Annotated in this window: 19 protein-coding genes; 9 read left to right on the top strand and 10 right to left on the bottom strand. The window is 73.7% G+C overall.

The window, feature by feature from the left end; all coding sequences use genetic code 11:
* Nucleotides 1-12: 12 nt before the first annotated feature.
* Genes cydD through AC6JBM_RS25020 form a run of 4 tightly spaced genes read right to left on the bottom strand, consistent with a single transcriptional unit; the run spans nucleotide 13 to nucleotide 4,840 of the window.
* Nucleotides 13-1,647 (bottom strand): thiol reductant ABC exporter subunit CydD, encoded by a 1,635-nt coding sequence (gene cydD / locus AC6JBM_RS25005; protein WP_497986000.1) that lies wholly within the window; start codon nucleotides 1,645-1,647, stop codon nucleotides 13-15.
* Entirely contained in the window at nucleotides 1,647-2,651 is a 1,005-nt protein-coding gene (gene cydB / locus AC6JBM_RS25010; RefSeq protein WP_497986001.1) for a cytochrome d ubiquinol oxidase subunit II, read from the bottom strand. The genes cydD and cydB overlap by 1 nt, the downstream gene beginning before the upstream one ends.
* Before the next feature lie 26 nt (nucleotides 2,652-2,677).
* Complete coding sequence (locus AC6JBM_RS25015) at nucleotides 2,678-4,072, bottom strand: cytochrome ubiquinol oxidase subunit I (RefSeq protein ID WP_497986002.1); 1,395 nt, start codon at nucleotides 4,070-4,072, stop codon at nucleotides 2,678-2,680.
* Nucleotides 4,073-4,117: 45 nt separating this feature from the next.
* On the bottom strand, nucleotides 4,118-4,840 hold the full coding sequence (locus tag AC6JBM_RS25020) for a sigma 54 modulation/S30EA ribosomal C-terminal domain-containing protein (protein WP_497986003.1): 723 nt from the start codon (nucleotides 4,838-4,840) through the stop codon (nucleotides 4,118-4,120).
* A gap of 84 nt (nucleotides 4,841-4,924) precedes the next feature.
* Here AC6JBM_RS25020 and AC6JBM_RS25025 point away from each other — a divergent pair, with 84 nt between their 5' ends.
* From AC6JBM_RS25025 to AC6JBM_RS25040, 4 genes are read left to right on the top strand one after another with little or no spacing between them, the layout of a single operon-like run.
* Entirely contained in the window at nucleotides 4,925-5,563 is a 639-nt protein-coding gene (locus tag AC6JBM_RS25025; RefSeq protein WP_497986004.1) for a response regulator, read from the top strand.
* 14 nt (nucleotides 5,564-5,577) lie between these two features.
* Nucleotides 5,578-7,248 (top strand): sensor histidine kinase, encoded by a 1,671-nt coding sequence (locus AC6JBM_RS25030; RefSeq protein ID WP_497986523.1) that lies wholly within the window; start codon nucleotides 5,578-5,580, stop codon nucleotides 7,246-7,248.
* A 49-nt stretch (nucleotides 7,249-7,297) separates the two neighbouring features.
* Nucleotides 7,298-7,768: a hypothetical protein gene (locus AC6JBM_RS25035; RefSeq protein ID WP_497986005.1), complete on the top strand. Its 471-nt coding sequence runs from the start codon at nucleotides 7,298-7,300 to the stop codon at nucleotides 7,766-7,768.
* A 14-nt stretch (nucleotides 7,769-7,782) separates the two neighbouring features.
* A complete protein-coding gene (locus AC6JBM_RS25040) occupies nucleotides 7,783-9,882 on the top strand; it encodes a fibronectin type III domain-containing protein (RefSeq protein ID WP_497986006.1) in 2,100 nt (699 codons plus the stop codon).
* Between the two features lie 1,351 nt (nucleotides 9,883-11,233).
* On the opposite strand, the gene AC6JBM_RS25045 is transcribed toward AC6JBM_RS25040, so the two are convergent.
* Complete coding sequence (locus AC6JBM_RS25045) at nucleotides 11,234-11,545, bottom strand: hypothetical protein (RefSeq protein WP_497986007.1); 312 nt, start codon at nucleotides 11,543-11,545, stop codon at nucleotides 11,234-11,236.
* Nucleotides 11,546-11,960: 415 nt separating this feature from the next.
* On the opposite strand from AC6JBM_RS25045, the gene AC6JBM_RS25050 reads away from it, so the two are divergent.
* From AC6JBM_RS25050 to AC6JBM_RS25060, 3 genes are all read left to right on the top strand, one after another.
* Nucleotides 11,961-12,671 (top strand): response regulator transcription factor, encoded by a 711-nt coding sequence (locus AC6JBM_RS25050; protein ID WP_497986008.1) that lies wholly within the window; start codon nucleotides 11,961-11,963, stop codon nucleotides 12,669-12,671.
* A 384-nt stretch (nucleotides 12,672-13,055) separates the two neighbouring features.
* A complete protein-coding gene (locus AC6JBM_RS25055; protein ID WP_497986009.1) occupies nucleotides 13,056-14,078 on the top strand; it encodes a HAMP domain-containing sensor histidine kinase in 1,023 nt (340 codons plus the stop codon).
* Complete coding sequence (locus AC6JBM_RS25060; protein ID WP_497986010.1) at nucleotides 14,075-15,130, top strand: CapA family protein; 1,056 nt, start codon at nucleotides 14,075-14,077, stop codon at nucleotides 15,128-15,130. The genes AC6JBM_RS25055 and AC6JBM_RS25060 overlap by 4 nt, the downstream gene beginning before the upstream one ends.
* 100 nt (nucleotides 15,131-15,230) lie before the next feature.
* Here AC6JBM_RS25060 and AC6JBM_RS25065 read toward each other — a convergent pair whose 3' ends face one another.
* The 4 genes from AC6JBM_RS25065 to AC6JBM_RS25080 all read right to left on the bottom strand — a co-directional run bounded on the left by AC6JBM_RS25065 (nucleotide 15,231) and on the right by AC6JBM_RS25080 (nucleotide 18,145).
* Nucleotides 15,231-16,403, bottom strand: a complete 1,173-nt coding sequence (locus AC6JBM_RS25065; RefSeq protein ID WP_497986011.1) for a hypothetical protein — start codon at nucleotides 16,401-16,403, stop codon at nucleotides 15,231-15,233.
* Complete coding sequence (locus tag AC6JBM_RS25070; RefSeq protein WP_497986012.1) at nucleotides 16,400-16,936, bottom strand: SigE family RNA polymerase sigma factor; 537 nt, start codon at nucleotides 16,934-16,936, stop codon at nucleotides 16,400-16,402. Before AC6JBM_RS25070 ends, AC6JBM_RS25065 begins: the two co-directional genes overlap by 4 nt.
* A 70-nt stretch (nucleotides 16,937-17,006) precedes the next feature.
* Nucleotides 17,007-17,210 carry a DUF6188 family protein gene (locus tag AC6JBM_RS25075; protein WP_497986013.1) on the bottom strand — a complete coding sequence of 68 codons (204 nt, stop codon included), beginning with the start codon at nucleotides 17,208-17,210 and terminating at the stop codon, nucleotides 17,007-17,009.
* Between the two features lie 119 nt (nucleotides 17,211-17,329).
* A complete protein-coding gene (locus tag AC6JBM_RS25080) occupies nucleotides 17,330-18,145 on the bottom strand; it encodes an alpha/beta hydrolase family protein (RefSeq protein ID WP_497986014.1) in 816 nt (271 codons plus the stop codon).
* A 98-nt stretch (nucleotides 18,146-18,243) separates the two neighbouring features.
* Between AC6JBM_RS25080 and AC6JBM_RS25085 the strand changes: the two genes are divergently transcribed.
* Nucleotides 18,244-18,807, top strand: coding sequence for a TetR/AcrR family transcriptional regulator (locus tag AC6JBM_RS25085; protein ID WP_497986015.1), 564 nt, complete (start codon nucleotides 18,244-18,246; stop codon nucleotides 18,805-18,807).
* Here AC6JBM_RS25085 and AC6JBM_RS25090 read toward each other — a convergent pair.
* Nucleotides 18,793-19,740 (bottom strand): LacI family DNA-binding transcriptional regulator, encoded by a 948-nt coding sequence (locus AC6JBM_RS25090; protein WP_497986016.1) that lies wholly within the window; start codon nucleotides 19,738-19,740, stop codon nucleotides 18,793-18,795. The genes AC6JBM_RS25085 and AC6JBM_RS25090 overlap by 15 nt on opposite strands.
* Before the next feature lie 94 nt (nucleotides 19,741-19,834).
* Here AC6JBM_RS25090 and AC6JBM_RS25095 point away from each other — a divergent pair, with 94 nt between their 5' ends.
* On the top strand, nucleotides 19,835-23,476 hold the full coding sequence (locus tag AC6JBM_RS25095) for a golvesin C-terminal-like domain-containing protein (protein WP_497986017.1): 3,642 nt from the start codon (nucleotides 19,835-19,837) through the stop codon (nucleotides 23,474-23,476).

Genomic DNA, 23,476 nt, shown 5'->3' on the forward strand with positions numbered 1-23,476 from the left:
CTCCGCATCGGTTCACCGGGCCACCTCCGCACCGGCCGGGAGCGCGATCGCCCGGTCGGCGATGGCGACCAGCGCCGGGCGGTGCGCGGCCATGATGACGGTGCGGCCCGCGGCGTGCGCCCGGATCGCGGCGAGGAGCTCGGCCTCGGTCGCCGGGTCCAGGCCCGCCGTCGGCTCGTCCAGCAGCACGAGCGGCGCATCGCGCAGGAACACCCGGGCCAGGGCGATGCGCTGGCGCTGGCCGGCCGACAGGCCGGCCCCGTCGTCGCCCAGCGGCGTGCCGAACCCGTCCGGCAGCGCCTCGATGAACCCGAGCGCGCCGGCCTCGGCGGCGGCGGCGCGCAACGCGGCGAGCGACACGTCCCCGGCGCCGAGGCGGATGTTGTCGGCGATGGTGCCCGCGCCGAGCCAGGGCCGCTGCGGCAGCCAGGCCACCCGGCGCCGCCAGGCGTCCAGGTCGGCGGCGGCCAGCTCGGTGCCGCCGACGGTCACGGTGCCGCCGGACGGCGTCGCGAACCCCATCAGCACCGACAGCAGCGTCGACTTGCCGCACCCGCTCGGGCCGGTCAGCGCCACCAGCTCCCCGGGCTCGATCGTCGCGGAGAACGGTGGCAGCGCCGGCCGGCCCGGGTAGGTGACCACGACCCGGTCGAACACCACCGGCGCGGCCGGAGGAACCGAGGTCCCGGCCGCGGGAAGGGGCGTCTCCAGGATCGCGAACGCCTCCGTGGCCGCGGCCAGGCCCTCGGCGCTCGCGTGGTAGTTGGCCCCGACCTGGCGCAGGGGCAGGTAGGCCTCTGGGGCCAGGATCAGCACCAGCAGCGCGGTGGCGAGGCCGAGGTCGCCGTCGACCAGGCGCAGGCCGATGCCGACCGCGACCAGTGCGACCGACAGCGTCGCGAGCAGCTCCAGCACCAGCGACGACAGCAGCGCCACCCGCAGCGTGCGCATGGTGACGCGGCGCTGCTCGGCGCTGATCCGCGCGATGACGGCGGCCTGGCGCTTGGCCCGGCCGAAGACGCGCAGGGTCGCCAGGCCGGCCACGACGTCGAGGAAGTGGTGCGACAGGCGGGTCAGCAGCCGGAACTGGCGCCGGTTGGCCGCCTCCGTGTGCAGGCCCACGAGGGCCATGAAGACCGGGATCAGCGGCAGCGTGAGCGCCACGGTGCCGGCCGCGACCAGGTCGGCCGGGGCCAGCCGGGCCAGCACGATGACCGGCACCAGCACGCCGAGGACGAGCTGCGGCAGGTACTTCGCGAAGTACGCGTCCAGCGCGTCGAGCCCCCGCGTGGCCAGGGTCGCGAGGCGCCCGCTGGGCGGGGCCGCGGCCGGCCCGAGCGCGGCCGCGTGGGCCAGCAGCCGGGCCCGCAGCTCCCGCTTGACCGCGGCCGCGGCCCGGGTCGCGGCCGCCTGCTGGGCCCAGGTGACCGCCGCGCGCAGCGCGACCACCGCGGCGAGCCAGCCCAGCACGGGCCCGATCGCGCGGACGTCGGCACCGTGCAGGTACACCCGCGTGATCCCCTCGGCGAGGAGGGTCGCCTGGGCGACGACGAGCCCGGCCAGGGCCACGCCCAGGGCGACCGACAGCACCAGGAAGGTGCGCGTCGCCCGGGCGTAGCGCAGCAGCCGCGGGTCCAGGGGCCGCATCAGTGCCCGCCGGCCGGGATGTGCTCGACGGTCAGCCGCCGCCGGAACACCCAGTAGGTCCACGCCTGGTAGACCAGCACGATCGGCGTGAAGCACACCGCGACCCAGGTCATGACCTTCAGCGTGTAGGGCGTCGAGGCCGCGTTGGTCGTCGTGAGCGAGTCGCCGCCCACGAGCGTCGTCGGCATCACGTCGGGGAAGAGCGTCACGAACAGGGCGGCGACGGCGAGCACGATGGTCGCCCCGGTGGCGATGAACGCCCAGCCCTCGCGGCGCGCCCGAGCCGCGAGCACGCCCCCGATCAGCGCCACCGCGGCCGCGCCGGACAGCGCCCAGCCCCACGCGTCGGAGTGGGTCAGCTGGGTCCACAGCAGGAACGCGGCGGCGATGACGACCGCCGGCACCGCGATCCGCACGGCGAGCCTGCCGGCCCGCTCGCGCATCTCCCCGTCGGTCTTCAGCGCCAGGAACACGGCCCCGTGCAGCAGGAACAGCGTCAGGGTGGTGAGCCCGCCGAGCAGCGCGTAGGGGTTGAGCAGGTTGAAGAAGCCGCCGACGTATTCGTGCTCGGCGCTGATCGGCACCCCGCGCACGATGTTGCCGAACGCGACGCCCCACAGCACCGCGGGCACCAGGCTGCCGCCGATGATGGCGACGTCCCACCAGCGCTTCCACTGTGGACTGTCGGACTTGCCACGGTACTCGAACGCGAGCCCCCGCAGGATGAGCGCGACGAGGATCAGCAGCAGCGGCAGGTAGAAGCCGGAGAAGAGCGTGGCATACCACTCCGGGAACGCGGCGAACGTGGCCCCGCCGGCGACGATGAGCCACACCTCGTTGCCGTCCCAGACGGGCCCGATGGTGTTGATGAGCAGCCGGCGCTCGCGGTCGTCGCGGCCGAGCACGGGCAGCAGCAGGCCGACGCCGAAGTCGAAGCCCTCGAGCAGGAAGTATCCGGCCCAGAGCACGGCGATGAGGATGAACCAGACGGTGGTGAGCTCCATGAGCGATGCCTCCCTTCGCAAAAGGCTCAGTACGCGAACGCGAGCGGGCGGTCGGGGTCATCTTCGCCGTCGGGTACGACAATTTCCGGCGCCCCCTGCTTGGCGTAGCGCAGCATGAGGACGAGCTCGATGACCGCCAGCCCGCCGTACAACAGGGTCAGCAGGATGACCGAGAACGCGGCCTGGCTCGTGGCCACCGACGGCGACACGCTGTCGGCGGTCTTGAACAGCCCGAACACCGTCCAGGGCTGCCGGCCGACCTCGGTGAAGATCCAGCCGAAGGAGTTGGCCAGCAGCGGCATCGCGACCGTGGACACCGCGGCGAGCCACAGCCAGCGCCCGCCGGGCAACCGCCCCTTGCGGGTGCTCCAGAGCGCGAGCAGTGCGACGGCCATCGCGAGCACCCCGAAGCCGATCATGAGCCGGAACGACCAGTACGTGATCGGCACGTAGGGCACGTAGTCGCCCTCGCCGTACTTGTCGGCGTACTGCCGCTGGATGTCGTTGATGCCCTCGACCTCGCCCTGCGGGTCGGCGGTGGCCATGAAGGACAGCAGCGACGGGATGCGCACGCTGTACACCTCCGAGCGCCCGTCCAGGGAGCCGATCGTGAAGATCGAGAACGACGCGGGCTTGCTGGTGTCGTAGAGCGCCTCGGCGGCCGCCATCTTCATCGGCTGCTGCTCGGTCATGATCCGGGCCTGCAGGTCGCCGGTGATGAGCACCGCGACGCCGGAGACGAGCACGACCCAGGCCCCGAGCTTCAGGCCGGGCCGGAACACCTCGGTCTGGTTGCGCCGGCGCAGGTGCCAGGCGCTGACCGCGAGCAGCAGCGCGCCGGCGGTCAGGAAGCACGCGGCGAGGGTGTGCGGGAAGGTCACCAGGGCGGTGCTGTTGCTCAGCACGGCCCAGATGTCCGTCAGCTCGGCGCGCCCGCGTGCGGTGTTCATCGTGTACCCCACCGGATGCTGCATCCACGAGTTCGCGGCGAGGATGAAGTACGCCGAGAGCATGGTGCCGATCGACGCGAGCCAGATGGTGGCGAGGTGCACCCGCTTCGGCAGCCGGTCCCAGCCGAAGATCCACAGCCCGAGGAACGTCGACTCCAGGAAGAACGCGAGCAGACCCTCGATGGCCAGCGGAGCGCCGAAGATGTCGCCGACGAACCGCGAGTACGCGCTCCAGTTCATGCCGAACTGGAACTCCTGCACGATGCCGGTGACCACGCCCATCGCGAAGTTGATCAGGAACAGCTTGCCCCAGAACTTCGTGGCGCGCAGGTACTGGTCCTTGCCGGTGCGCACCCACGCGGTCTGCAACCCGGCGACGAGCGCCGAGAGGCCGATGGTGATCGGCACGAAGATGAAGTGGTACACGGTGGTGATCGCGAACTGCCACCGCGCCAGGTCGAGCTTGTCCATGACGCGATTCTGTTTCCTGCCGGGGGGCCCGCGCAGGGCCGAAGGTCATATTCGCGGCGGGACTTTTCCGGGCCGCACCAGGCCGGTGCCGCCGTCGTAGCGGCGGTACACCAGACTGCCCCGCCCTGTCCCGGAATCCGTGAAGAACAGGAACGGCAGCCAGCCCTCGGCCATGCGCGCGGCCGCCGCCTCCGGGCTCAGCACCGGCGGCCGGCGCGGGTTCACCGTCGGCGCCGGGGTCCCTGGCCCCTCGGCCGGGTGCATGCTGCGCTGCCGGGTCAGCTGCAGCCCGGTGGGGCCGGCCCGGTGCACCAGCGCGTCCTCGCCCGTGGCGGCGTCGACGAAGAGGTACGCGTCGTAGTCCATGGCCGCCAGGTGCGCGGCGGCCTGGCAGAAGCTCTGGCGGTACAACCGCGGGCTCTTGATCCTGGTGATCGCGGGCCGCCCGGGCACGGCGAGCGGGCGGCGCTCCGGGTCGGGCCAGGGCCACGGCTCCCACCGCGTGGACAGGCGGCGCACCTGCCGGTCCAGGCGCGTGGCCCCGGTCGCGATGGCCTCGGCGGGGTCGCGGCCGGCGACCTGGATGCGCGCGGGCGCGCCGAAGAGCCGTAGGTTGGCCTGGACGAGCATCGGCCCGCCCGCCACGGCGGCCCCGGTGAGCCGCAGCCGCAGGTCCCCGTCGACGCGGTGCCGGGTGGCGAGCGCGCCGAACAGCGCCTCGGCGGCGGTGCGCTCGTGCGGGCGCAGCCCGCGCGCGGTGATGTCCATGCTCCAACAAGGCCACGCCGCCCGCGGGGAGGACAGTGCCGAAGGTCCTTTCTTTCCGGCCCCCGGATTGGGTATGAAGGAGGCATGATCCGGGTGTACCTGCTCGACGACCACGAGGTCGTGCGTTTCGGCCTGCGGGAACTGCTCGAGCGCGAGGGCGACATCGAGGTGGTCGGCGAGTCCGGCTCGGCTGTCGAGGCCACGCACCGCATCCCGGCGCTGCGGCCGGACGTCGCCGTGCTCGACGGGCGGCTGCCTGACGGCAGCGGCATCGACGTGTGCCGCGACGTGCGCTCCATCGACGCGTCCATCAACGCGCTGATCCTGACGTCGTACGACGACGACGAGGCCCTGTTCGCGGCGATCATGGCGGGCGCGTCGGGCTACGTGCTCAAGCAGATCCACGGCACCGACCTCGTCGACGCGGTGCGCCGGGTCGCGGCCGGGCAGTCCCTGCTCGACCCCGCGGTGACCGCGCGCGTGCTCGAGCGCATCCGCAACGGTCCCGAGCAGCCCGACGAGTTCAAGCACCTCACCGAGCAGGAGCGCAAGATCCTGCTGCACGTGGCCGAGGGGCTGACGAACCGCGAGATCGCCGAGCGGATGTTCCTGGCCGAGAAGACCGTGAAGAACTACGTCTCCAGCCTGCTGGCGAAGCTGGGGCTGGAACGGCGGACGCAGGCGGCGGTGCTCGCGTCGCGGTTGCTACAAAAGAAGCCGTGAACTCGCCGCTGCCGCTGCCGGAACTGTCCCGCGTCGACCTCGACGCGCTGCTGCAGGAGCTGCTCACCCGCGTCGGGGAGGTGCAGACCAGCCGGGAGCGGCTGCGCGCGCTGCTCGACGCGGTGGTCGCGATCGGCTCCGACCTCGACCTGCACAGCACGCTGCAGCGCATCGTGGCGGCGGCGTGCACCCTGGCCGGGGCGCGGTACGGCGCGCTCGGCGTGATCGGCTCGGACCGGATGCTGGTGGAGTTCATCAACCACGGCATCTCCCCCGAGCAGCGGGCCGAGATCGGCGAGCTGCCCCGCGGCCACGGCGTGCTGGGCCTGCTCATCGACGAGCCGCGCCCGATCCGGCTCAAGGACATCACCGAGCACCCGCGCGCCTACGGGTTCCCGCCCAACCATCCGCCGATGCACAGCTTCCTGGGCCTGCCCGTGCGCATCCGCGACCAGGTGTTCGGCAACCTGTACCTGGCCGAGAAGCACGGCGGCGAGCAGTTCACGCAGGACGACGAGGACCTGGTCGCGGCGCTGTCCGTGGCCGCCGGGGCCGCGATCGACAACGCCCGCCTCTACGCCCAGGCGGAGCGGCGGCAGCGCTGGCTCGGCGCCGCGGCGGAGATCACCGGCGTCCTGCTGGGCGAGGTGCGCCGCACCGAGGCCCTGGAGCTCGTCGCCACCCGGGCCCGCGAGGTCGCCGGGGCCGAGCTGGCGATGGTGCTCCTGGCCGCCGAGGACCGTCTCGTGGTGGAGGTGGCGGTCGGCGGCCCGGCGGACGCGGCCGGCTGGTCGATCCCGGTCGCCGGCAGCGACTTCGCGGAGGTGCTCGAGCACCGGCACGTGGCCGTCGTCACCGACCTCGGGGCCGCGGCGAACTGGCCGATCCTGCTGCCGACGGGCACGGCGCTGCTCGTGCCCCTGGCGGTCGGCGGGGTGGCGCTCGGGGCGCTGGTGGTCGCGTTCGGCCGGGAGAGCGCGCCGATCACCGAGGGCCTGGAGCTGGCGATGGTCGAGACGTTCGCCGGGCAGGCCGCCCTCGCCCTCGAACGCGCCCGGGCGCAGGACGAGCGGGAGATGCTCGCCGTCGTCGGCGACCGGGAGCGCATCGCCCGCGACCTGCACGACGTGGTCATCCAGCGGCTGTTCGCGGCCGGGATGCAGTTGCAGGGGGCGGCGTACCGCAGCTCCCAGGACGACGTCCGCGAGCGCATCGGCCGCGTCACCGACGACCTGGACACGACGATCCGGGAGATCCGCGGGGCCATCTTCGAGCTGCGCGGGGCGGCCGGCAACAGTCTGCGCAAGGCCCTGCGGGACCTGGTCGACGAGGCCGAGGACTCGCTCGGCTTCCGCCCGGTGCTGCGCGTCGACGGGCCGGTCGACACCGCGGTGCCCGACGCCCAGCGCACGGCGGCGCTGGCGGTGCTGCGCGAGTCGCTGAGCAACATCGCCAAGCACGCCCGGGCCGCGTCCGCCCGGGTGCTCGTCGTCGTGGGCGGCGGGGCGCTGAGCCTGACCGTGGAGGACGACGGCGTCGGCCTGCCAGGAGGATCATCCGCCGGGTCATCGGCCGGGCACGGGCTGCCCAACATGCGCGCCCGCGCGGCCGACCTCGGCGGGGAGTGCGCGGTGGAGCCGCTGGAGGGCCGCGGCACGCGCGTCTCCTGGAAGGTCCCGGTCTGACCGGTGCGGCTTGTTGCATATGCTTGGCAACAGCCGATAGATTGCAGCGGTGCCGCCGGTCAGCGTGGAAGTGCTCGTGTTCGGCGCCGACGACGGCGGCCTGCACTACGACTCGCGGTGCGCCGACGTCGCCGCCCGCTCCCCGGACGAGGTCGCCGCGGCGCTCGCCGGCGACCCGCTGACGCTGCTGCACTCGACGTCGTGGCGGTACGCGGGCGGTCAGGTGGTGCTCACGTACGCCGCGGTCCTCGACGGCCGGCCCGGTCCCGGCGCCCGGGTGCTGCCCGAGCACGGCATCGCCCGCTCCCCCGACCCGCGCGTGCCGAGCCCGCCGCACGCGTGCCCGGACGCGGTCGCCACGCACGCGGCCCGGCACCTGGCCTGGCTGCGCGCGACGGACCCGGTCGCGGGCGCCGCGCTGGCCACGGTGCCGCCGGTCCACGACGCCCTGGACCGGCACGTCCCGGACCTCGCAGGCTCCATAAGCGCCGAATCGAACGAACACCACGTGTTCATTTGATTACCATGCGTGACATGACGTCACGCGTTGCCCGGCTGCTGGCCGCCGGGGCACTTCCCTTGCTCACCGCCGCGGTCCCGGCGCCCGCCCACGCCGACACGGGCGACTACACGCTGGCCTACGCGTACGGCACCGGCAGTCCCGGCCCTGCGACGCCCGGCCCCGCGAGCCAGTCCGCGATCGCCGCCCCGCTCGACGTGACGTTCGACGCCTCCGGCAACCTCTACGTCACCGCCTCCGGCACCTGCCAGATCGACAAGATCACGCCGGGCGGCACCCTGTCGGTCGTCGCCGGCACCGGCACCTGCACGCCCGGCGCGACCTCGGGCCCCGCGGCGAGCACCGCGATCGGCACGCCCGGCAGCGTCCTGCCCATGGCCGACGGCAGCCTGTACTTCGGCGAGACCGACACCGGTCGCGTCTACAAGGTGTCGACCGGCGGCCAGCTCTCCGTCATCGCCGGCACCGGCACCCCGGGCGCCATGACGACCGGCCCGGCCACGAGCAGCCGCCTGGACTCGCCCGGGCAGCTGGTGTACTCCGACGGCGCCCTCTACGTGCCCGAGCGCGAATGGGGCCAGGTCGGCCGCATCGACCTCGCCTCCGGCCAGCTCACGGTCATCGCCGGCACCGGCACGAACGCGGGCCCGCCGGTCCCGGGGCCGGCCACCAGCTCGCCGCTGGACCACCCGGTCGGCGCGGCGATGGACGCGTCCGGGAACCTCTACGTCACCACCGCCGTCGTGGACGGCCAGATCGTGAAGATCACGCCGGGCGGCACGCTGTCGATCGCGAAGAGCGCCCTGGCCGTGCCGCTCGGGCTGCGCTTCCACGCGGGCGAGCTGTACCTGACCGAGAGCGCCGGCGCGGTCAGCGTCGTGGATCCGGACACCGGCTCGATCGGCACCTTCGCGGGCAGCGGGGAGCCCGGCGGGCTCGTGCCCGGGCCGGCCATGAACTCGCCGATCAACGTGCCGTACGGCATGGCCTTCGACGCCTCCGGAACCCTCTTCGTCTCCGTCCCGCCCCAGCACCGCGTCGTCGCGCTCAACCCCGCGCCGCGGGTGCCGGCCGCGCCCACGATCACGTCGGTGACCGCGCGCGACCAGGGAGCCGAGATCACGTTCACGCCGGGCTCCGACGGCGGTTCCACGGTGCTGCGGTACGAGTACACCGCCGACGGCACGACCTGGCAGGAGTTCGCGACGACGGCCACCGGCTCGGGCGCGGCGCGCACCGGCACCGTCAGCGGGCTCACCAACGGGCAGCTCTACACCGTGAAGGTCCGCGCGGTGAACGCCGTCGGCAACGGCGACCCGAGCGCGGGCAGCCAGGTCACCCCGGCCGCGCCCGCGCAGCCCACGGTGCCGGCCGCGCCCGGCACCGTCACCGCCACGGCCGGCGTCTCCTCGATCGCCGTCAGCTGGACGGCGCCCGCGCCCGGCTCGGGCGCCGAGGTGACCGGGTACACCGCGACCGCCTCGCCCGGCCCGGCCACGTGCACCACGACCGGCGCGCTCACGTGCGTGCTCGGGGCGACCGCCGGCACCACGTACACGGTCACGGTCGTGGCGAACTCGGCCGCCGGCCCGTCGTCCCCGGCCGGGCCGTCGGCGCCGGTGACCGCGCTCGCCCCGGCCGCGCCCGCGACCGTGCCGGACACGCCGCTCACGCTCACCACGGACCAGGGCGACATCTCCAGCACCCGGCCCGGCGCCCAGCTCACCGTCATCGGCACCGGCTTCGCGGCCTACTCGACCGTCGAGGTCACGCTGTACTCGGCGCCGCAGTCGCTCGGTACCGCCGTCACCGACGCGAGCGGGAACTTCACCAAGACCGTCACCGTGCCCGCCGGGCTGGCCGCGGGCGAGCACACGGTCCTCGCCCAGGGCGTCGCGCCCGACGGGACGGCGCGGGCGATGAAGCTCGCGGTGACCGTCGCGCCGCCCACGTCCTCGGCGGCGCTGCCGGTCACCGGCGACCCGGTCGCGCGCACGGCGCTCTCGGGCCTGCTCGCACTGGTCGGCGGGGCGGCACTGGTGCTGGGCGCGGCACGTACCCGCTCGGGCCGCCACAGCCGGCTCCTGCCGACCGGCGCGGCCTACAACTTCTGACCGCTCGGCGCCGGCCGGCGGGGCCACGCACGCCCCGGCACTACCTCGGCCTCACCCTGCACGGGCTTGCGCCTCACCCTGCACGGACCTGCGCGGGCCTGCGAAGGCTGAGGCCCGCGGGCTCGCGCGGGCCTGCGTGGCCTGCGTGGACCTGCGCAGGGTGAGGCCCGAGGGCTTGCGCGGGCCTGCGTTGGCCTGCGCGGACCGGCCGATCGCCGACGACCCGGCCACGCACACGGCGCTCCCGAGTCGGCTCGCACGGACTGGCCGAATCGCCAATGAGCCGGCCAAACGCGCGGCCTCGCTCGGGGCTCCTCGCACTCATCGGCGGGGCAGCGCGGCAGCGGCGCCTTGCCGGCGATGTCAGGTCCGCCGCCGCCTCGCGTGCAGGCCCGGGCCGAAGCCCGCGATCTTCTGCGGATGGGACGTGTTCCGGCGCGGCAGAAAACGGAGGACAGCGACCGTCAATTGGAACGGTGCAATCGCTTCGAGCCGGACCCGACGGCTTTCGGATCGTATCTTGTGGCAGGCTTCGCAAAATGGCGTCGCGGCGGCGGAGTTGAGTATTCCTGACCGGCGGGATCGCCGCATCGCCCGATTGTCTGGATTGGTAGAATGATGGCTGCGCCGGGGCCGTTTCTGCGGTGCTCCGGCCGGAAAGCAATGCGGCCACAGTGCCGCCCGGACCGCGGCGATCGACCGCCGGCACAGACGGCGCGGACACAGACGGCGTCGGCACAGGCAACGCAGACACACACGGTGTCGGCGCTGACTGCGCAGACACAGACCGCGCAGACGCTGACGGCGTCGGCACAGGCGGCGCAGACACAGAGCACGCAGACGCTGACGGTGTGGGCGTTGACGGCGCAGACACAGACCGCGCAGACGCTGACGGTGTCGGCGCTGACGGCGCGGACACACACGGCGTCGGCGCTGACGATCCGGGCGCAGGCGCCATGGCGCCGTGAATGCGGCGCAGCTTCTCCGCGTGCCGCCTCACCAATCCCCACTCACGCCGCCGCTGCGCTTCCTTCCGGAACTCATCCTTCCCCGGCCACCAATTCCGGGCCTTCGTCCGATCCCGCAGAGCAGCCAATTCCCGCGAACTGAACAACTGCATCTGCCCCATACCAAGAATTATCCCAGAATACGCCCGAAACCACGATCCCCGACCACGCACCCGCGCACATACCGAACATTTTGAAATGATGCCCGGCCACAGGGACATCACGACGATCACCAGCGTGATGTCCCTGTGCCCGTTCCAGTGCCAAGGTCTCAGAATCGGACTTACACCCCGTTGGGGTATAAGTCAGATAAGTCGCGGCGCGGAGCGCCCGACTTATCGTGATCAGGCCGTCGGCGTCGGAGCGGCCGACGTCGGAGCGGCCTGGGTCGGGGCGGGCTGCGTCGGGGCGGCGGTCGTCGGGGCCGGGCCGGGCTGCCGGCCGCGGTCGCCGAAGCGGCCATTGCCGGGACCATAGCCGTTGCCGGGACCGTAGCCGTTCCCGGGACCGCGACCGTCGCGCGGGTCGCCCCTGTGGTCATGGCCGTTGCGGTCCCAGCCCGGTCCGACGCGATCCGGGCCGCGATGATGGCCGACGACCAGCGCGCCGACCGCGGTCACGCCCGCGCCGAGGCAGCAGCCGACGACCAGGGCCACGAGCGCGATCAGGATGCCCTTGCGCCGGCCCGGGCCGCCGCGCCAGCCGCCCGGCCATCCACCCCACGCCGGACGTCCCGGCGGAGGAGGCGGCGGGGGCGGAGGCGGAGTGGGTGCGGCCGCCGGGGACGGAGGCTCGGCCGCCGCCGCCGCGGGCGGAGGCGGAGTGGGTGCGGTTGCCGGGGGCGGAGGCTCGTGCGCGGCCAGGGGCTCGGGTTCGATCGGTTCCGCCGCAGGAGGCGGGGGCAATGGGGGTTGCTTCGAGGGGTCTTCGCTCATAAAACCAAGCATCGATCCCCCGCTTAAGGACAGCGCGGCGGCGAACCTAAGAATTGCGTGAGAGAGTCGAGATCTTAAGCAATTCTTAGGCCCGCCGCGCCGGTGCTCTCACGCGCCGGCGCAAGACTCGGGTCTCATGTACGAGGGAGTGGGCTTGCGCATTCTGGTGGTCGACGACGACGCGGCCGTGCGGGACTCGCTCGCGCGGACGCTGCGCTTCGAGGGGTACCAGGTGGAGACCGTCGCCGACGGCGCCCAGGCGATCCGGGCCGTCCGCGGCGAGGAGCCCGACGCCGTGGTGCTCGACGTGAGCATGCCCGTGCTGGACGGGCTCGAGGCGTGCCGGGAGCTGCGCGCCGGCGGGGTGCTCGTGCCGGTGCTCATGCTCACCGCCCGCGACAGCGTCGGCGACCGGGTCGCCGGGCTCGACGCCGGGGCCGACGACTACCTGGTCAAGCCGTTCGCGCTGCAAGAGCTCCTGGCGCGGCTGCGGGCGCTGCTGCGGCGGGCCCAGCGCCCGGCCGCGGCCGCGCCGGCCGACGGTGAGCTGCGCTTCGCCGACCTGCGGCTCGACCCGCAGACCCGCGAGGTGTGGCGGGGCGAGCGGCTGCTGCGGCTGACCCGCACCGAGTTCAGCATCCTGGAAGTGTTCCTGCGGCACCCGCGGCAGGTGCTGACCCGCGAGGTGCTCTTCGAGCACGTGTGGGGCTACGACTTCGGGGAGACGAGCAACAGCATTCACGTGTACCTCGGGTACCTGCGCCGCAAGCTCGAGGCCGAGGGCGAGCCGCGGTTGCTGCACACTGTGCGCGGGGTCGGGTTCGTGCTGCGGGAGGAGCCGCTGTGATCGCCTGGTGGCACCGCCGGACGCTGCGCGACCGGCTCTCCCTGCTGGTCTCCGGGGCCGTCGCGGTCGCGGTGCTCGTGGTCGCCGCGGTGGCCTTCGCGGCCGTGTTCGAGATCCAGCACCGGCAGCTGCAGTCCCAGCTGACCACGGACGCGCAGGCGATCGCGGCCCAGCCCGACCAGTGGCGGGCCGGCACCGCGCAGCTGCCCGACACCGGCCCGAAGTTCGGGCCGCCCGACGGCAAGGGGCCGCCCTGGCACCGGCCCCCGCGACCTCGGTACCCGCTGGCAGATCATCGGCGCCGACGGGGCGGCCGTCAGCGACTCCGCCTCGCTGCCGATCACCGCCGGGGCGAAGCAGGTCCTCGCGGGCCGGCGCAGCTCCGTGCAGGAGACGGTGGTGCTGGACGGGGACCGGTACCAGATGCTGACCCTCCCGGCCACGGGCGGCGGCGTGGTGCAGGTCGCCATCAACCAGGACCCGGCCGGACGCACCCTGGCCCAGCTCGGCCTGCTGCTCGCGGCCGGCTCCGCGCTCGGCATCGCGGGCGCGGCCTTGCTCGGGCGGGCCGTCGCCCGGGCCGGTCTGGTGCCCGTCTCCCGGCTGGCGGAGGCGGTCGAGGACGTCGCCGTCACCATGGACCTGACCCGTCCCGTGCCCGTGCACGGCGTCGACGAGATCGCCCGGCTCGGCCGCTCGGTGAACACGATGCTCGGCGCCATCGACGCGTCCCGCCGCGCCCAGCGCACCCTGGTCGAGGACGCGAGCCACGAGCTGCGCACGCCGCTGACGAGCATCCGCACGAACATCGAGCTGCTGCTGGCGGTCGAGCGGCGGCCCGAGCTCGCGCACCGGCTGCCGCCCGAGGACCGCGCCCGGCTGCTGGCCGACCTCGAGGCGCAGGTCGGCGAGCTGGCCACGCTCACCACCGAGCTCGTCGAGCTGGCCCGGGAGGAGACGACCCGCGAGGAGCCGGAGCCGGTCGACCTCGCCGACATCGTCGCGGCGGCCGTGGAGCGGGTGCGGATTCGGGCGCCGGGCCTCACGTTCGCGGTCGAGCTGGCCCCGGTGACCGTGCACGGCCGCCCGGGCGAGCTGGAGCGGATGGTGGTCAACGTGCTCGACAACGCGGCGAAGTGGAGCCCGGCGGGCGGTACCGTCGGCGTGGTCCTGGAATCCGGGGGCAGCCTGACGGTCCGCGACCGGGGGCCCGGCATCGACGAGGCCGACCGGCCCTTCGTGTTCGACCGCTTCTACCGCGCGGTGGCCGCGCGGGGCATGCCCGGCTCCGGGCTGGGCCTGGCGATCGTCGCGCAGACCGCCGCGCACCACGGCGGGACGGTGTCCGTCGCCCCGAACGATCCGCAGGGGACGGTCATGACGATCCGGCTGCCGGTCCTGTCGTGAGGCGGCTCGCGCTGGTGACGGTCGTCCTGGTGGCCGGGTGCTCCCCGGCCCCGGTCGCCTCCGCCCCGCCGTCGCCGTCCGCGTCACGTTCCGCGTCGCCGCCGCCGTCGCCGTCCGTCTCGCCCTCCCCCGCGCCCGTCGACCTCACGCTCGCCTTCGCCGGCGACGTGCACTTCACCGGGCGCACCGCGAGCCTGCTGCGGGACCCGGCGACCGCGATCGGGCCGATGTCGCCGGTCCTGGCCGCAGCCGACCTGGCGGTGGTGAACCTCGAGAGCGCGGTGACCGAGCGGGGCACGCCGGAGCCGAAGGAGTTCCACTTCCGGGCGCCGGCGGTGGCGTACGACGCGCTGAAGGCGGCCGGCATCGACGCCGTCACGATCGCGAACAACCACGCGCTCGACTACGGCCGCACCGGCTTCGGCGACACCCTCGACGCCGCGGCCGCGAGCGGGCTGCCGGTGTTCGGCGGGGGCCGGACGATCGACGAGGCGTACGCGCCGCTGGTCCTCACCGTGCGGGGCGTCCGGGTGGCGCTGCTCGGCTTCAGCCAGATCCACACCCTCGCCGAGAGCTGGAAGGCGGGCCCGTCGACCCCGGGCATCGCGATGGCGTGGGACGTGCCCCGCGCCGTGGCTGCGGTGCGGTCCGCCCGCGCGCGGGCGGACGTGGTGGTCGTGTTCAACCACTGGGGCACCGAGACCGTGTCGTGCCCGAACGCGGACCAGAAGTCGTTCGCCGCCGCCCTGGCCGGCGCGGGCGCCGACCTCATCATCGGCGCGCACGCCCACGTGCTGCAGGGCGACGGCTGGCTCGGCCGGACCTACGTGGCCTACGGGCTGGGCAACTTCGTGTGGTACGTGGGCTCGGCCGACACCGGCGTCCTGCGCGTCACGGTCCACGGCCGCGCGGCGACCCGGGCGGACTTCGTCCCCGCCGTGGTCTCGGGCACCGGCCAGCCCCGGCCGGTGACCGGAACCGCCGCGACGACCGCGGCCCAGCGCTTCGCGGACCTGCGCCGCTGCACCGGCCTGGCGCCCGCCGCCGGGTAGCTACCGCTCAGCAGCCACGCCGGGAAACCGGCGCCGTCCGGCGGCGCCCGCGGCCGGGTGACGGCCGCGGGCGTGGCCGCTCAGCAACCGCGCCAGACGCTCAGCAGCCGCGCCAGACGACCGGCGCGGTCCGGCCGCTGACCACCGGGTCGCCGACCGCCCCGCTGGAGGCATTCGGCCCCGTCTCCACCCCGCCGACCAGCACCCGCCCGTCGGCGGTGATGCCCGACAGGGTGCTGCCGGCCGGTGCCGCGCCGGCGGGCAGCGGCAGCGTGTTGACCTTGCCGTCCCGCCAGAGCGCCGGCGCGCCCGAGCCGGTGGTGCCCGCGACGACGCCGGTGGCGCTGACCCGGCGGCCGCTGATGCCGGTGATCACCTCGACGGCGCCGGTGCGCAGGTTCCACCGGGCCGCCGTGTGCGTGTCGTCGCCCTTGCTGTCGGTCACGGGCGACGACACGTCGCCCGCGGCCCACTCGCCGGCGGCGGTGGACGCGGTGGCGGACTCGGCCCCGCGCGGCAGCGGCAGCGTCGTCGTCGCCCCGTCGGCGGCCCAGCGCAGCGCGTGCCGGGCGCCCTGGTCGAAGCCGACCGCGATGCCGTCGTCGGTGAGCCCGAGTCCGGAGGCGCTCGCGACGGTCGTGACGATGGCGGTACCGCCGGTAGTGCGCCAGCGCACCGCGAGCCAGGTGCCGTCCGCGCGCGCCACGGTGCCGAGCACGTCACCGTGGGTGTTGACCGCGTACGCCGCGCCGCCGCTCGCGCCGCCGGGCAGCGGCAGCTGGAGCAGCCGCGTGCCGTCGTAGGCGACGGGGCGCTGCTGGGCCTCGGAGCCGTGCCGATCCGGGCCGGTGAAGCCGACGACCAGCCCGGACGCGTTGACGGCCTGGGGGGTGAACGGCTCGGGCAGTACCGCCGCCACGTCATCGATCCAGAGCACCGCCCGGGGCGCGTCCCGCTGCCCGGTCAGCCCGATCACGTAACGGCCGGACGGGTCGATCCCGACGGCCGTCACCCCGCCGGCGGTGCCGCTCGGCAGGTCGAGCACATCGACGACGCAGCCGGGTCCCGCGGGGACGACCGGCGCCGGGCCCACCGCGCGCACCACCCCCACCAGGCCGAACGCGGCCAGGGCGGTCACCGCCGACGCGGCCACGGTCGCCACCGCACCCCGGCGCCGGGTCCGGCGCCGCGCCTCGACCAGCACATCGGCGGCCCGCAGGGGCGAGGGCGGCGGGTCCTGCTGCGCGTACCGGTGCAAGGTGTCCTCGATCATGCCTGCCTCCTCTGGCGTGCCGTCGTGACGGAAAGTGACGAGGGCGCGCCGTCGCCGAGCGCGGCGCGCAGTGCTCGCAGCCCGTGATGGGTCCGGCTCTTGACGGTGCCCTCGGAGCACCCGAGCACCTGCGCGACGTCGGCGACCGGCAGGTCGCACAGGAAGCGCAGCATCACCACGACGCGCTGGCGGACCGGCAGCCGGTTCAGGGCCTCCCGGACCATGAGCCGCTCGTCGACGCGGCCGCTGTCGGAGTCGGCCACCGAGTCGGGCGGGTCGCCCCGGAGCAGGACCCGCGACCAGCCGCGCCGCCCGTACGCCAGGCAGGCCCGGACCACCATCGTGTGCACGTACGCGTCCAGGTTCGCCACGTCGCCGAGGCGCCCCCACCGCCGGTACAGCACCGTGAGCGCGTCCTGGACCGCATCGTCGGCCCGGTGACCGTCTCCGAGCACCAGGTACGCGGTGCGCCGCAGCGCCGGCAACCGGGACTGGACGTACTCCACGTATTCGCTCTCGTACGCTGTGCGCAACCGCCGCCTCCCTCAGTGACCTCCACCCGACTGATGCGGGCGACGGCGCCGGAGGTTCAAAAATCCGGGCTCAGTCCGGCCGCCGCCAGAAGACGTGCCCGCCGGGCCCGACAAAAATGTCGTCGACACCGTGGCCCGACTGGTGCCAGGACTCGAACCGGTCGTCCACGCCGGCGAGGACCTCGCAGCCGTCGTCAAAGGCGAACGCGAGGGCGCCGTGGCCGCGGACCTGCGGTGCGAGCTCGATCCTTTGCCGGGTTCGAGCTCGTGCCACGCGCCGGTCGCGTGACGCAGGAGGAACGGGTCTCGATGACGAGTTCGGCGTCGGCGTGGCGAGCGACGAGGGGCAGCCGGACCTGGTCGTCGAACGCGGTGCGCCAGAGCACGCGGGGGCTACTTGGACGTCAGGGAGCCCAGGGTCTCGTCGACGTCGAGGGGTTCGCCGTGGAGGTAGGACGTGGTCACTCGCTGGATCAGGGCCACGCGCGCCGGGTTCTCGTCCGTGGTCTCCGCCGACTCGTAGCCCGAGATGCCGCCCAGCGAGTGCTCCGCGCCGAACAGCGTCAGCAGCGTCTTGGCGCCGGGGCTCAGGTGGTACGCGTCCGTGAACCAGTCCGGGCCCCGCGTCGACAGGGCCGACTGGTCGTGGTCGCCCGCCACGATCAGGGCCGGCGTCTTCATGCCCTCGAAGTCCGGGCTCATGAACGGGAAGTGCTCGGCCGCGAACGGGCTCAGGTCGTCGCCGCCGCGGCCGGTGATCGCCAGCAGTACGCCGGCCGAGACGCGGGGGTCGGTGAAGTCCTCGCCGCTCGGGGTGCGCGCGCCGAGCAGGGTGCTCGCGGTCTGGGCGCCCCAGGAGTGCCCGGCCACGGCCACCCGCGTGCGGTCCACGCGTCCGGGCAGGCCGGGCACGGCCGCCGCCAGCGCGTCGAGCTCGTCGATCGCGCGGGAGAGCTCGGTGATCCGGGTGCGCCAGGTGTCCGGGTCCAGCGGGCGGTTCAGGGTCCGCGAGTCGGGGTGGGTGGGCTGCACGACGACGAAGCCGTGCGCGGCCCAGTAGCCGGCCAGCGGCTCGTAGCTGCGCGCGGACTGGCCGAAGCCGTGCGAGAAGACGATCACGGGCAGGGCGGTGCCGGTGACGGGCGCGGAGACGCGCGCCGTCAGGCCGGGCAGGGCGATCGGGTGGACGGAGACCACGGGCGTCGGCATGGCAAGCTCCCAGGGGTACGCTGTTGATGCGGAACACGGTTCCGCTAAAACTTATCCGGAACCTGGTTCCGCTACCAGGGGATGTGACGGGGGTTACGGTGGCCGACACGCCGCGCAAGCGCCGCTCGGACTCGCGGCGCAACGAGGAGGCGCTGCTCGAGGCGGCCGCCGCGGCGTTCGTCGCGTCGGGCGTCGACGCCCCGGTGCGCGACATCGCGGCCCGGGCCGGGGTCGGCGTCGGCACGATCTACCGTCACTTCCCGACCCGGGCCGATCTCATCGTGGCCGTGTACCGCCACCAGGTCGAGGCCTGCGCCGAGGCGGGACCGGCGCTGCTCGCGTCGAGCCCGTCCCCGCACGCGGCCCTCGCCGCCTGGATCGACCTGTTCGTGGACTTCCTCGTGACCAAGCACGGGCTCGCCGAGGCGATGCGCTCCGACGACTCCGGATTTCAGACCCTGCACTCGTACTTCCTGCAACGCCTCGTCCCCGTCTGCGCCCGGCTCCTCGAGGCGGCCGCCGACGCGGGCGAGATCGCGCCCGGCATGGACGCGCTGGTGCTCATGCACGGCGTCGGCAACCTGTGCATCGGCGCGTCCACCCCCGGCTACGACGCCCGCCGCATGGTGCGCCTCGTCGTCGCCGGCCTACGCCGGCCGTAGGGTCTCGCCCTCGGTCAGCGTGCAGGGCAGGAGGCGCTGCGAGTCCACCGCGCGGCCCTCGAGCAGGGCGGTCAGCACGTCCACGGCCTGCTCGCCCATCGCCTCGCGCGGGATCTCGATGCCCGTGAACGTCACGGGCGACGGCGGCACCGCCCGGGTCGGCTCGCCCAGGGTGACGATCGACAGCGCCGGGGCCAGCGCGTGCAGGAGCGGGCCGTCCGCGGCCTCCTCGCACACCACCGCCGTCGCGCCCGAGGCCAGCACCGCCTCCGGGGTCGGCAGGCGCAGGGCCTCGGCTCCACCACCGCGGACGCCCAGCTCGAAGCCGCGCCACCGGTCGGTCCAGGCCTCGGCGCCCTCCCCCGCGCCCAGGTACGCCAGGCGCGTGTGGCCCAGCGCGACGGCGCGGCGGACGACCGCGGCCGTGGCGGTGACGTAGTCCGCGCCGACGTACGGCACCGGACCGCCGGCGTCGTCGCGGCGGCCGATCGACACGAACGGCGGGCCGGAGCGGACCAGGGCGGCCAGCTCGGCGCGGTCCAGCTCGCGGCCCAGGAGGATGCAGCCGTCGGCCAGGCGCAGGCGCTGCAGGATCTGGCGCCGGCCGCTCGTCAGGAGCAGCAGGTCGATGTCCAGCTCCTCCGCCCGGCGCTCGATGCCGACCAGGAACGGGTGGTAGAAGTCGCGGGCGGAGCTGGGGAAGACCGGCTCGTAGGTGAAGACGCCCAGGATCCGGTTGCGCCCCTCGGCCAGGCGCCGGGCGACCGGGTCGGCCACGTAGCCCGTCGCCTCGATGGCCAGCCGGACGCGCTCGCGGGTCTCCGGGGCGATCTTCAGCCGCGGGTCGTCGCGGCCGTTGAGCACGAACGAGACCAGGGTCTGGCTCACGCCCGTCATGCGGGCGATGTCGCGCTGGGTCACCCGTCTGGGCACGACATCAGCGTGCGGAACCGAGCCGGGCAAGTCAAGGAACTAATACGTATTAGTCCCTTGACGGGGTCCGTTCGGCGGATCGAGACTCGCCGCCATGACCGCACGCCGCCACGTGACGATCTGGGCGCTCGTCACCACGCTCCTGACCCTGACCCTCCTGCACCCGATGCCCGCCCGAGCGGCGACGCCGGACACCGCCGCGAGGGTGTCCCTCAACGGGGACCAGTGGCAGTTCAAGGCCGTCAAGATGCCGTTCTTCGGCTGGGAGACCCAGGCCTACATCCGCGACGCGATCGACGCGGTGCCGGCCACCGAGTGGAGCACCTGGCACGACGTGCGGGTGCCGATGGCGTGGAACAGCGTCGGGGAGTTCGACTTCCCGAGCTACTGGCACTACATCCACAAGGGCGAGTACAAGCGCACGTTCACCGTCCCGGCCTCGTTCGCCGGCCGGCGGGTCAAGCTGCACTTCGAGGGCGTCAACTGGCAGACCTCGATCACGGTCAACGGCACCCTCGCCGGCACGCACGAGTTCGCGCTCACCCCGTTCGACGTGGACATCACCGACCTCGTCACGCCGGGATCCACGAACAACACGCTCGACATCGTGGTGCAGGACATCACCGCGAACTTCATCGGGCCCGCGCCGAACGAGTACAGCGTCGTGAAGTACCCGATGGGCGTGCGCGGCGAGTACTGGCCCCAGAGCAACGGCGCCGCCCCGCGGCTCTACCACGAGGCCAAGTCCGGCCTGTTCAAGGACGTGGAGCTGGTCGGGGAGCCGGACGTCTCCGTCGAGGACGTCTTCGTGCGGCCCGACCCCGCCGCCGGGACGATCACCGCCGAGGTGACCGTGCACAACGCGACCCCGGCCGCGCAGAGCGTCGTCGTCGCCAACCAGGTCGACCGCTGGTCCGACGGCGCCGCCGCGCTCACGTTCGCCGACAGCGCGGCCCGCACGGTGCCGGCCGGGCAGAGCGTGAAGGTCAGCGTCACGCAGCCCTGGACCACGTTCCAGCTGTGGTGGCCGGACGACCCGGTGCTGTACAACCTCGTCACCACGCTCAAGGTCGGAGCCGACCGCATCCAGCACACGGAACGCTTCGGCGTGCGCGACGTGAAGGCGGTCAGCGACGGCGATCCGAACGTGCGGGGCGTCTACGTCAACGGGGTCAGGACCGCGCTGTTCGGCGAGTCCATCGAGACCAACCTGCACGGCGCCGGCGTCGGCGGGATCGAGGCCGACGGGCTCACGTTCAACGGCAACTGGGCCCTGACCCGCTCGTACTTCAGCCAGGTCATCGACGTCGCCAAGGCGATGAACATCAACGTCCTGCGCATCCACCGCGGCTGGGCGCTCAACCGCGACATCGTCGACGTCGCCGACGAGAAGGGCATGATGCTCATCGCCGAGAACCCCGTCACGCACCCGAGCTGGGAGGTCCCGCTCGCGGCCGCGCAGCGCGAGACCGGCCTCAAGGCGGTGCTCGGCATCGCCAGGCACTACCGCAACCACCCGTCGATCGTGATGTGGTCGATCTCGAACGAGAACCCGGCGTACAACACCGAGCTGACCGCCGGCATGAAGACCGGCTACGGCGGCGAGGACGCGGTGAACCCCGACATCCAGCTCGTCTCCGCCGACGCCGAGACGGCCGAGGTGAAGTCGGACGGCTACCTCGGCGGCTACCTGAACAACCCGACGCCGAAGACGTGGTTCACCTACGAGGAGAACGCGTCGTACCTCAAGCTGGGCGACGCCGCCCGCCGCGCCTCGGTGATCGACTCGATGCGCATCTTCCGCCAGCAGCGCATGAGCCTCGGCTACGACGCCAAGGTCATACTCGCCTTCTACAACTTCCAGAAGGTCTTCTCGCTGCCGCCGGGCACCTCCGCGGTGCCGTGGAGCGCCGCCGACGTCGCCGGGCCCGGGTACCACGCGAAGTACCTGTGGCACAGCATCATGAACCCGTACACGAGCCCGCCGACGACGACCGCCATGCGGGACGCCCAGGAGCTGTGGCAGGACACCTACGCGCCCGTCGCGGTGTTCGACAAGGCCTGGGTCGACGCCGCCATGACGGGGCCGGGGCTCAGCACGCCGTACAGCACCGGCCGCACCTTCTTCGTCTTCAACAGCGACCTGCGGGACCGCTCGACCGCCGTGACGGTCGGCTGGAGCCTGCTCGACGCGGACTCCGGCGCGGTCATCCGCTCCGGCTCGACCGTGCGGAGCGTGCCGCTGGGCGGCTCGGCGAGCGTCACGGTCGACACCGGTACGACCGCGACCCAGCACGTGCTGCTGCGCCTGACCGCGGCCAAGTCCGGCACGGTGCGCTTCGACGAGACCCTGGCCTTCGGCGGGGCCGTCCCGCCGCCCCCGCCGACCCAGTCCGTGCCCGGCGGCGACGTCGTGGTGCTCGACAACGGCGAGGCGGGCACGGCCACCAGCGGGCTGACGCGCTCGACCGCCTACACCGGCACGTACGGGCTCGACGCCACGGCGAAGACCGCTCCGCAGGCCGGCGACCTGGCCCGGTTCACGCCGTATCTGGGCACCTCCGGGCAGTACGACATCTGGATGCACGTGCCGGGCGGGCTGTCCGGCACCCAGAAGGTGAACGTGGTGCGCGACGACGGCGGGCTGGTGCAGAGCTCCGCGATGGTCGACACCGCCGCGGCCGGATGGGTGAAGGTGCCCGGCGGGCCGTATCGGATGAGCGCGGGCCAGGCCGCGAACTACCTCGAACTGGTGCCCGGCGGGACCGCGGCCGCGCTGGTGGCCGACGGGGTCGCGTTCCAGCGGGTGACGGGCGGGGCGACGACGCTGAAGGTCGACGAGAGCCGGGCGCCGGGGCACGGGGCGACGTGGCAGTACCTCGGCACGTACACCTGCGGCGGTGGCACCTCCTGCTCGGTGCGGCTCAGCAACGCGGCCAACGGGCGGGTCGTCGCCGACGCGGTGCAGTTCCGCCGCGGGGGCAGCACCGTCACGGTCGACGAGGACCAGGCGGCGCGCACCGGCACGTGGACGAGCGCCGCGAAGCCGGCGTCGGTCGGCGGGGACGTGCTCTACGCCGATCCGGGGGCGGCCGCGACCATCACCTACTCCCCCGCGCTGCCGAGCGCCGGGGCGTGGGACGCGTACCTCACCTGGGACGACAACGCCGGCAACCAGCGCGCGACCGACCTGCCCGTGACGGTGGCGAGCGCGGCCGGCTGGGACGTGTTCGACGACGGGATGGACACCCCGGCGGCGTGGACCGGCGTGGGCGGCGGCGGGGCGACGACGTGGACGGGCTCGGCGGCGCGGGTCGTCGACTCCAGCACCACGGACTACTACGCGATCGCGCGCGCCGGCACCACCCCGCCGGCCGGGGCCTTCACCTACGAGTTCGTGGCGCACACGAACGCGGCCGGCAGCGCCGAGGTGGCGGTCCGCTCGGGGTCGTACTACATCCGGGTCGTGCTCAACCACGGCACCGCGGGCTCGGCCACGGACGGCTACGGCAGCGCGGCGAAGTCGTTCACGCTCGACACGACGGCGGAGCACACGTACCGGGTGGTGGTGCACGCGTCGTACACGTACGACCTCTACGTCGACGGCATGCTGCGCTGGTCCGGGGCGGCGAGCAAGGGCAGCGGCACCGATATCGTGAAGATCGGCTCGGAGCCGGCCACCCGGGCCGACCTCACGGTCGACCGGGTGTCGATGGGCACGGGCGAACGGCTCTAA

This window comes from Dactylosporangium thailandense (genome assembly GCF_059739745.1).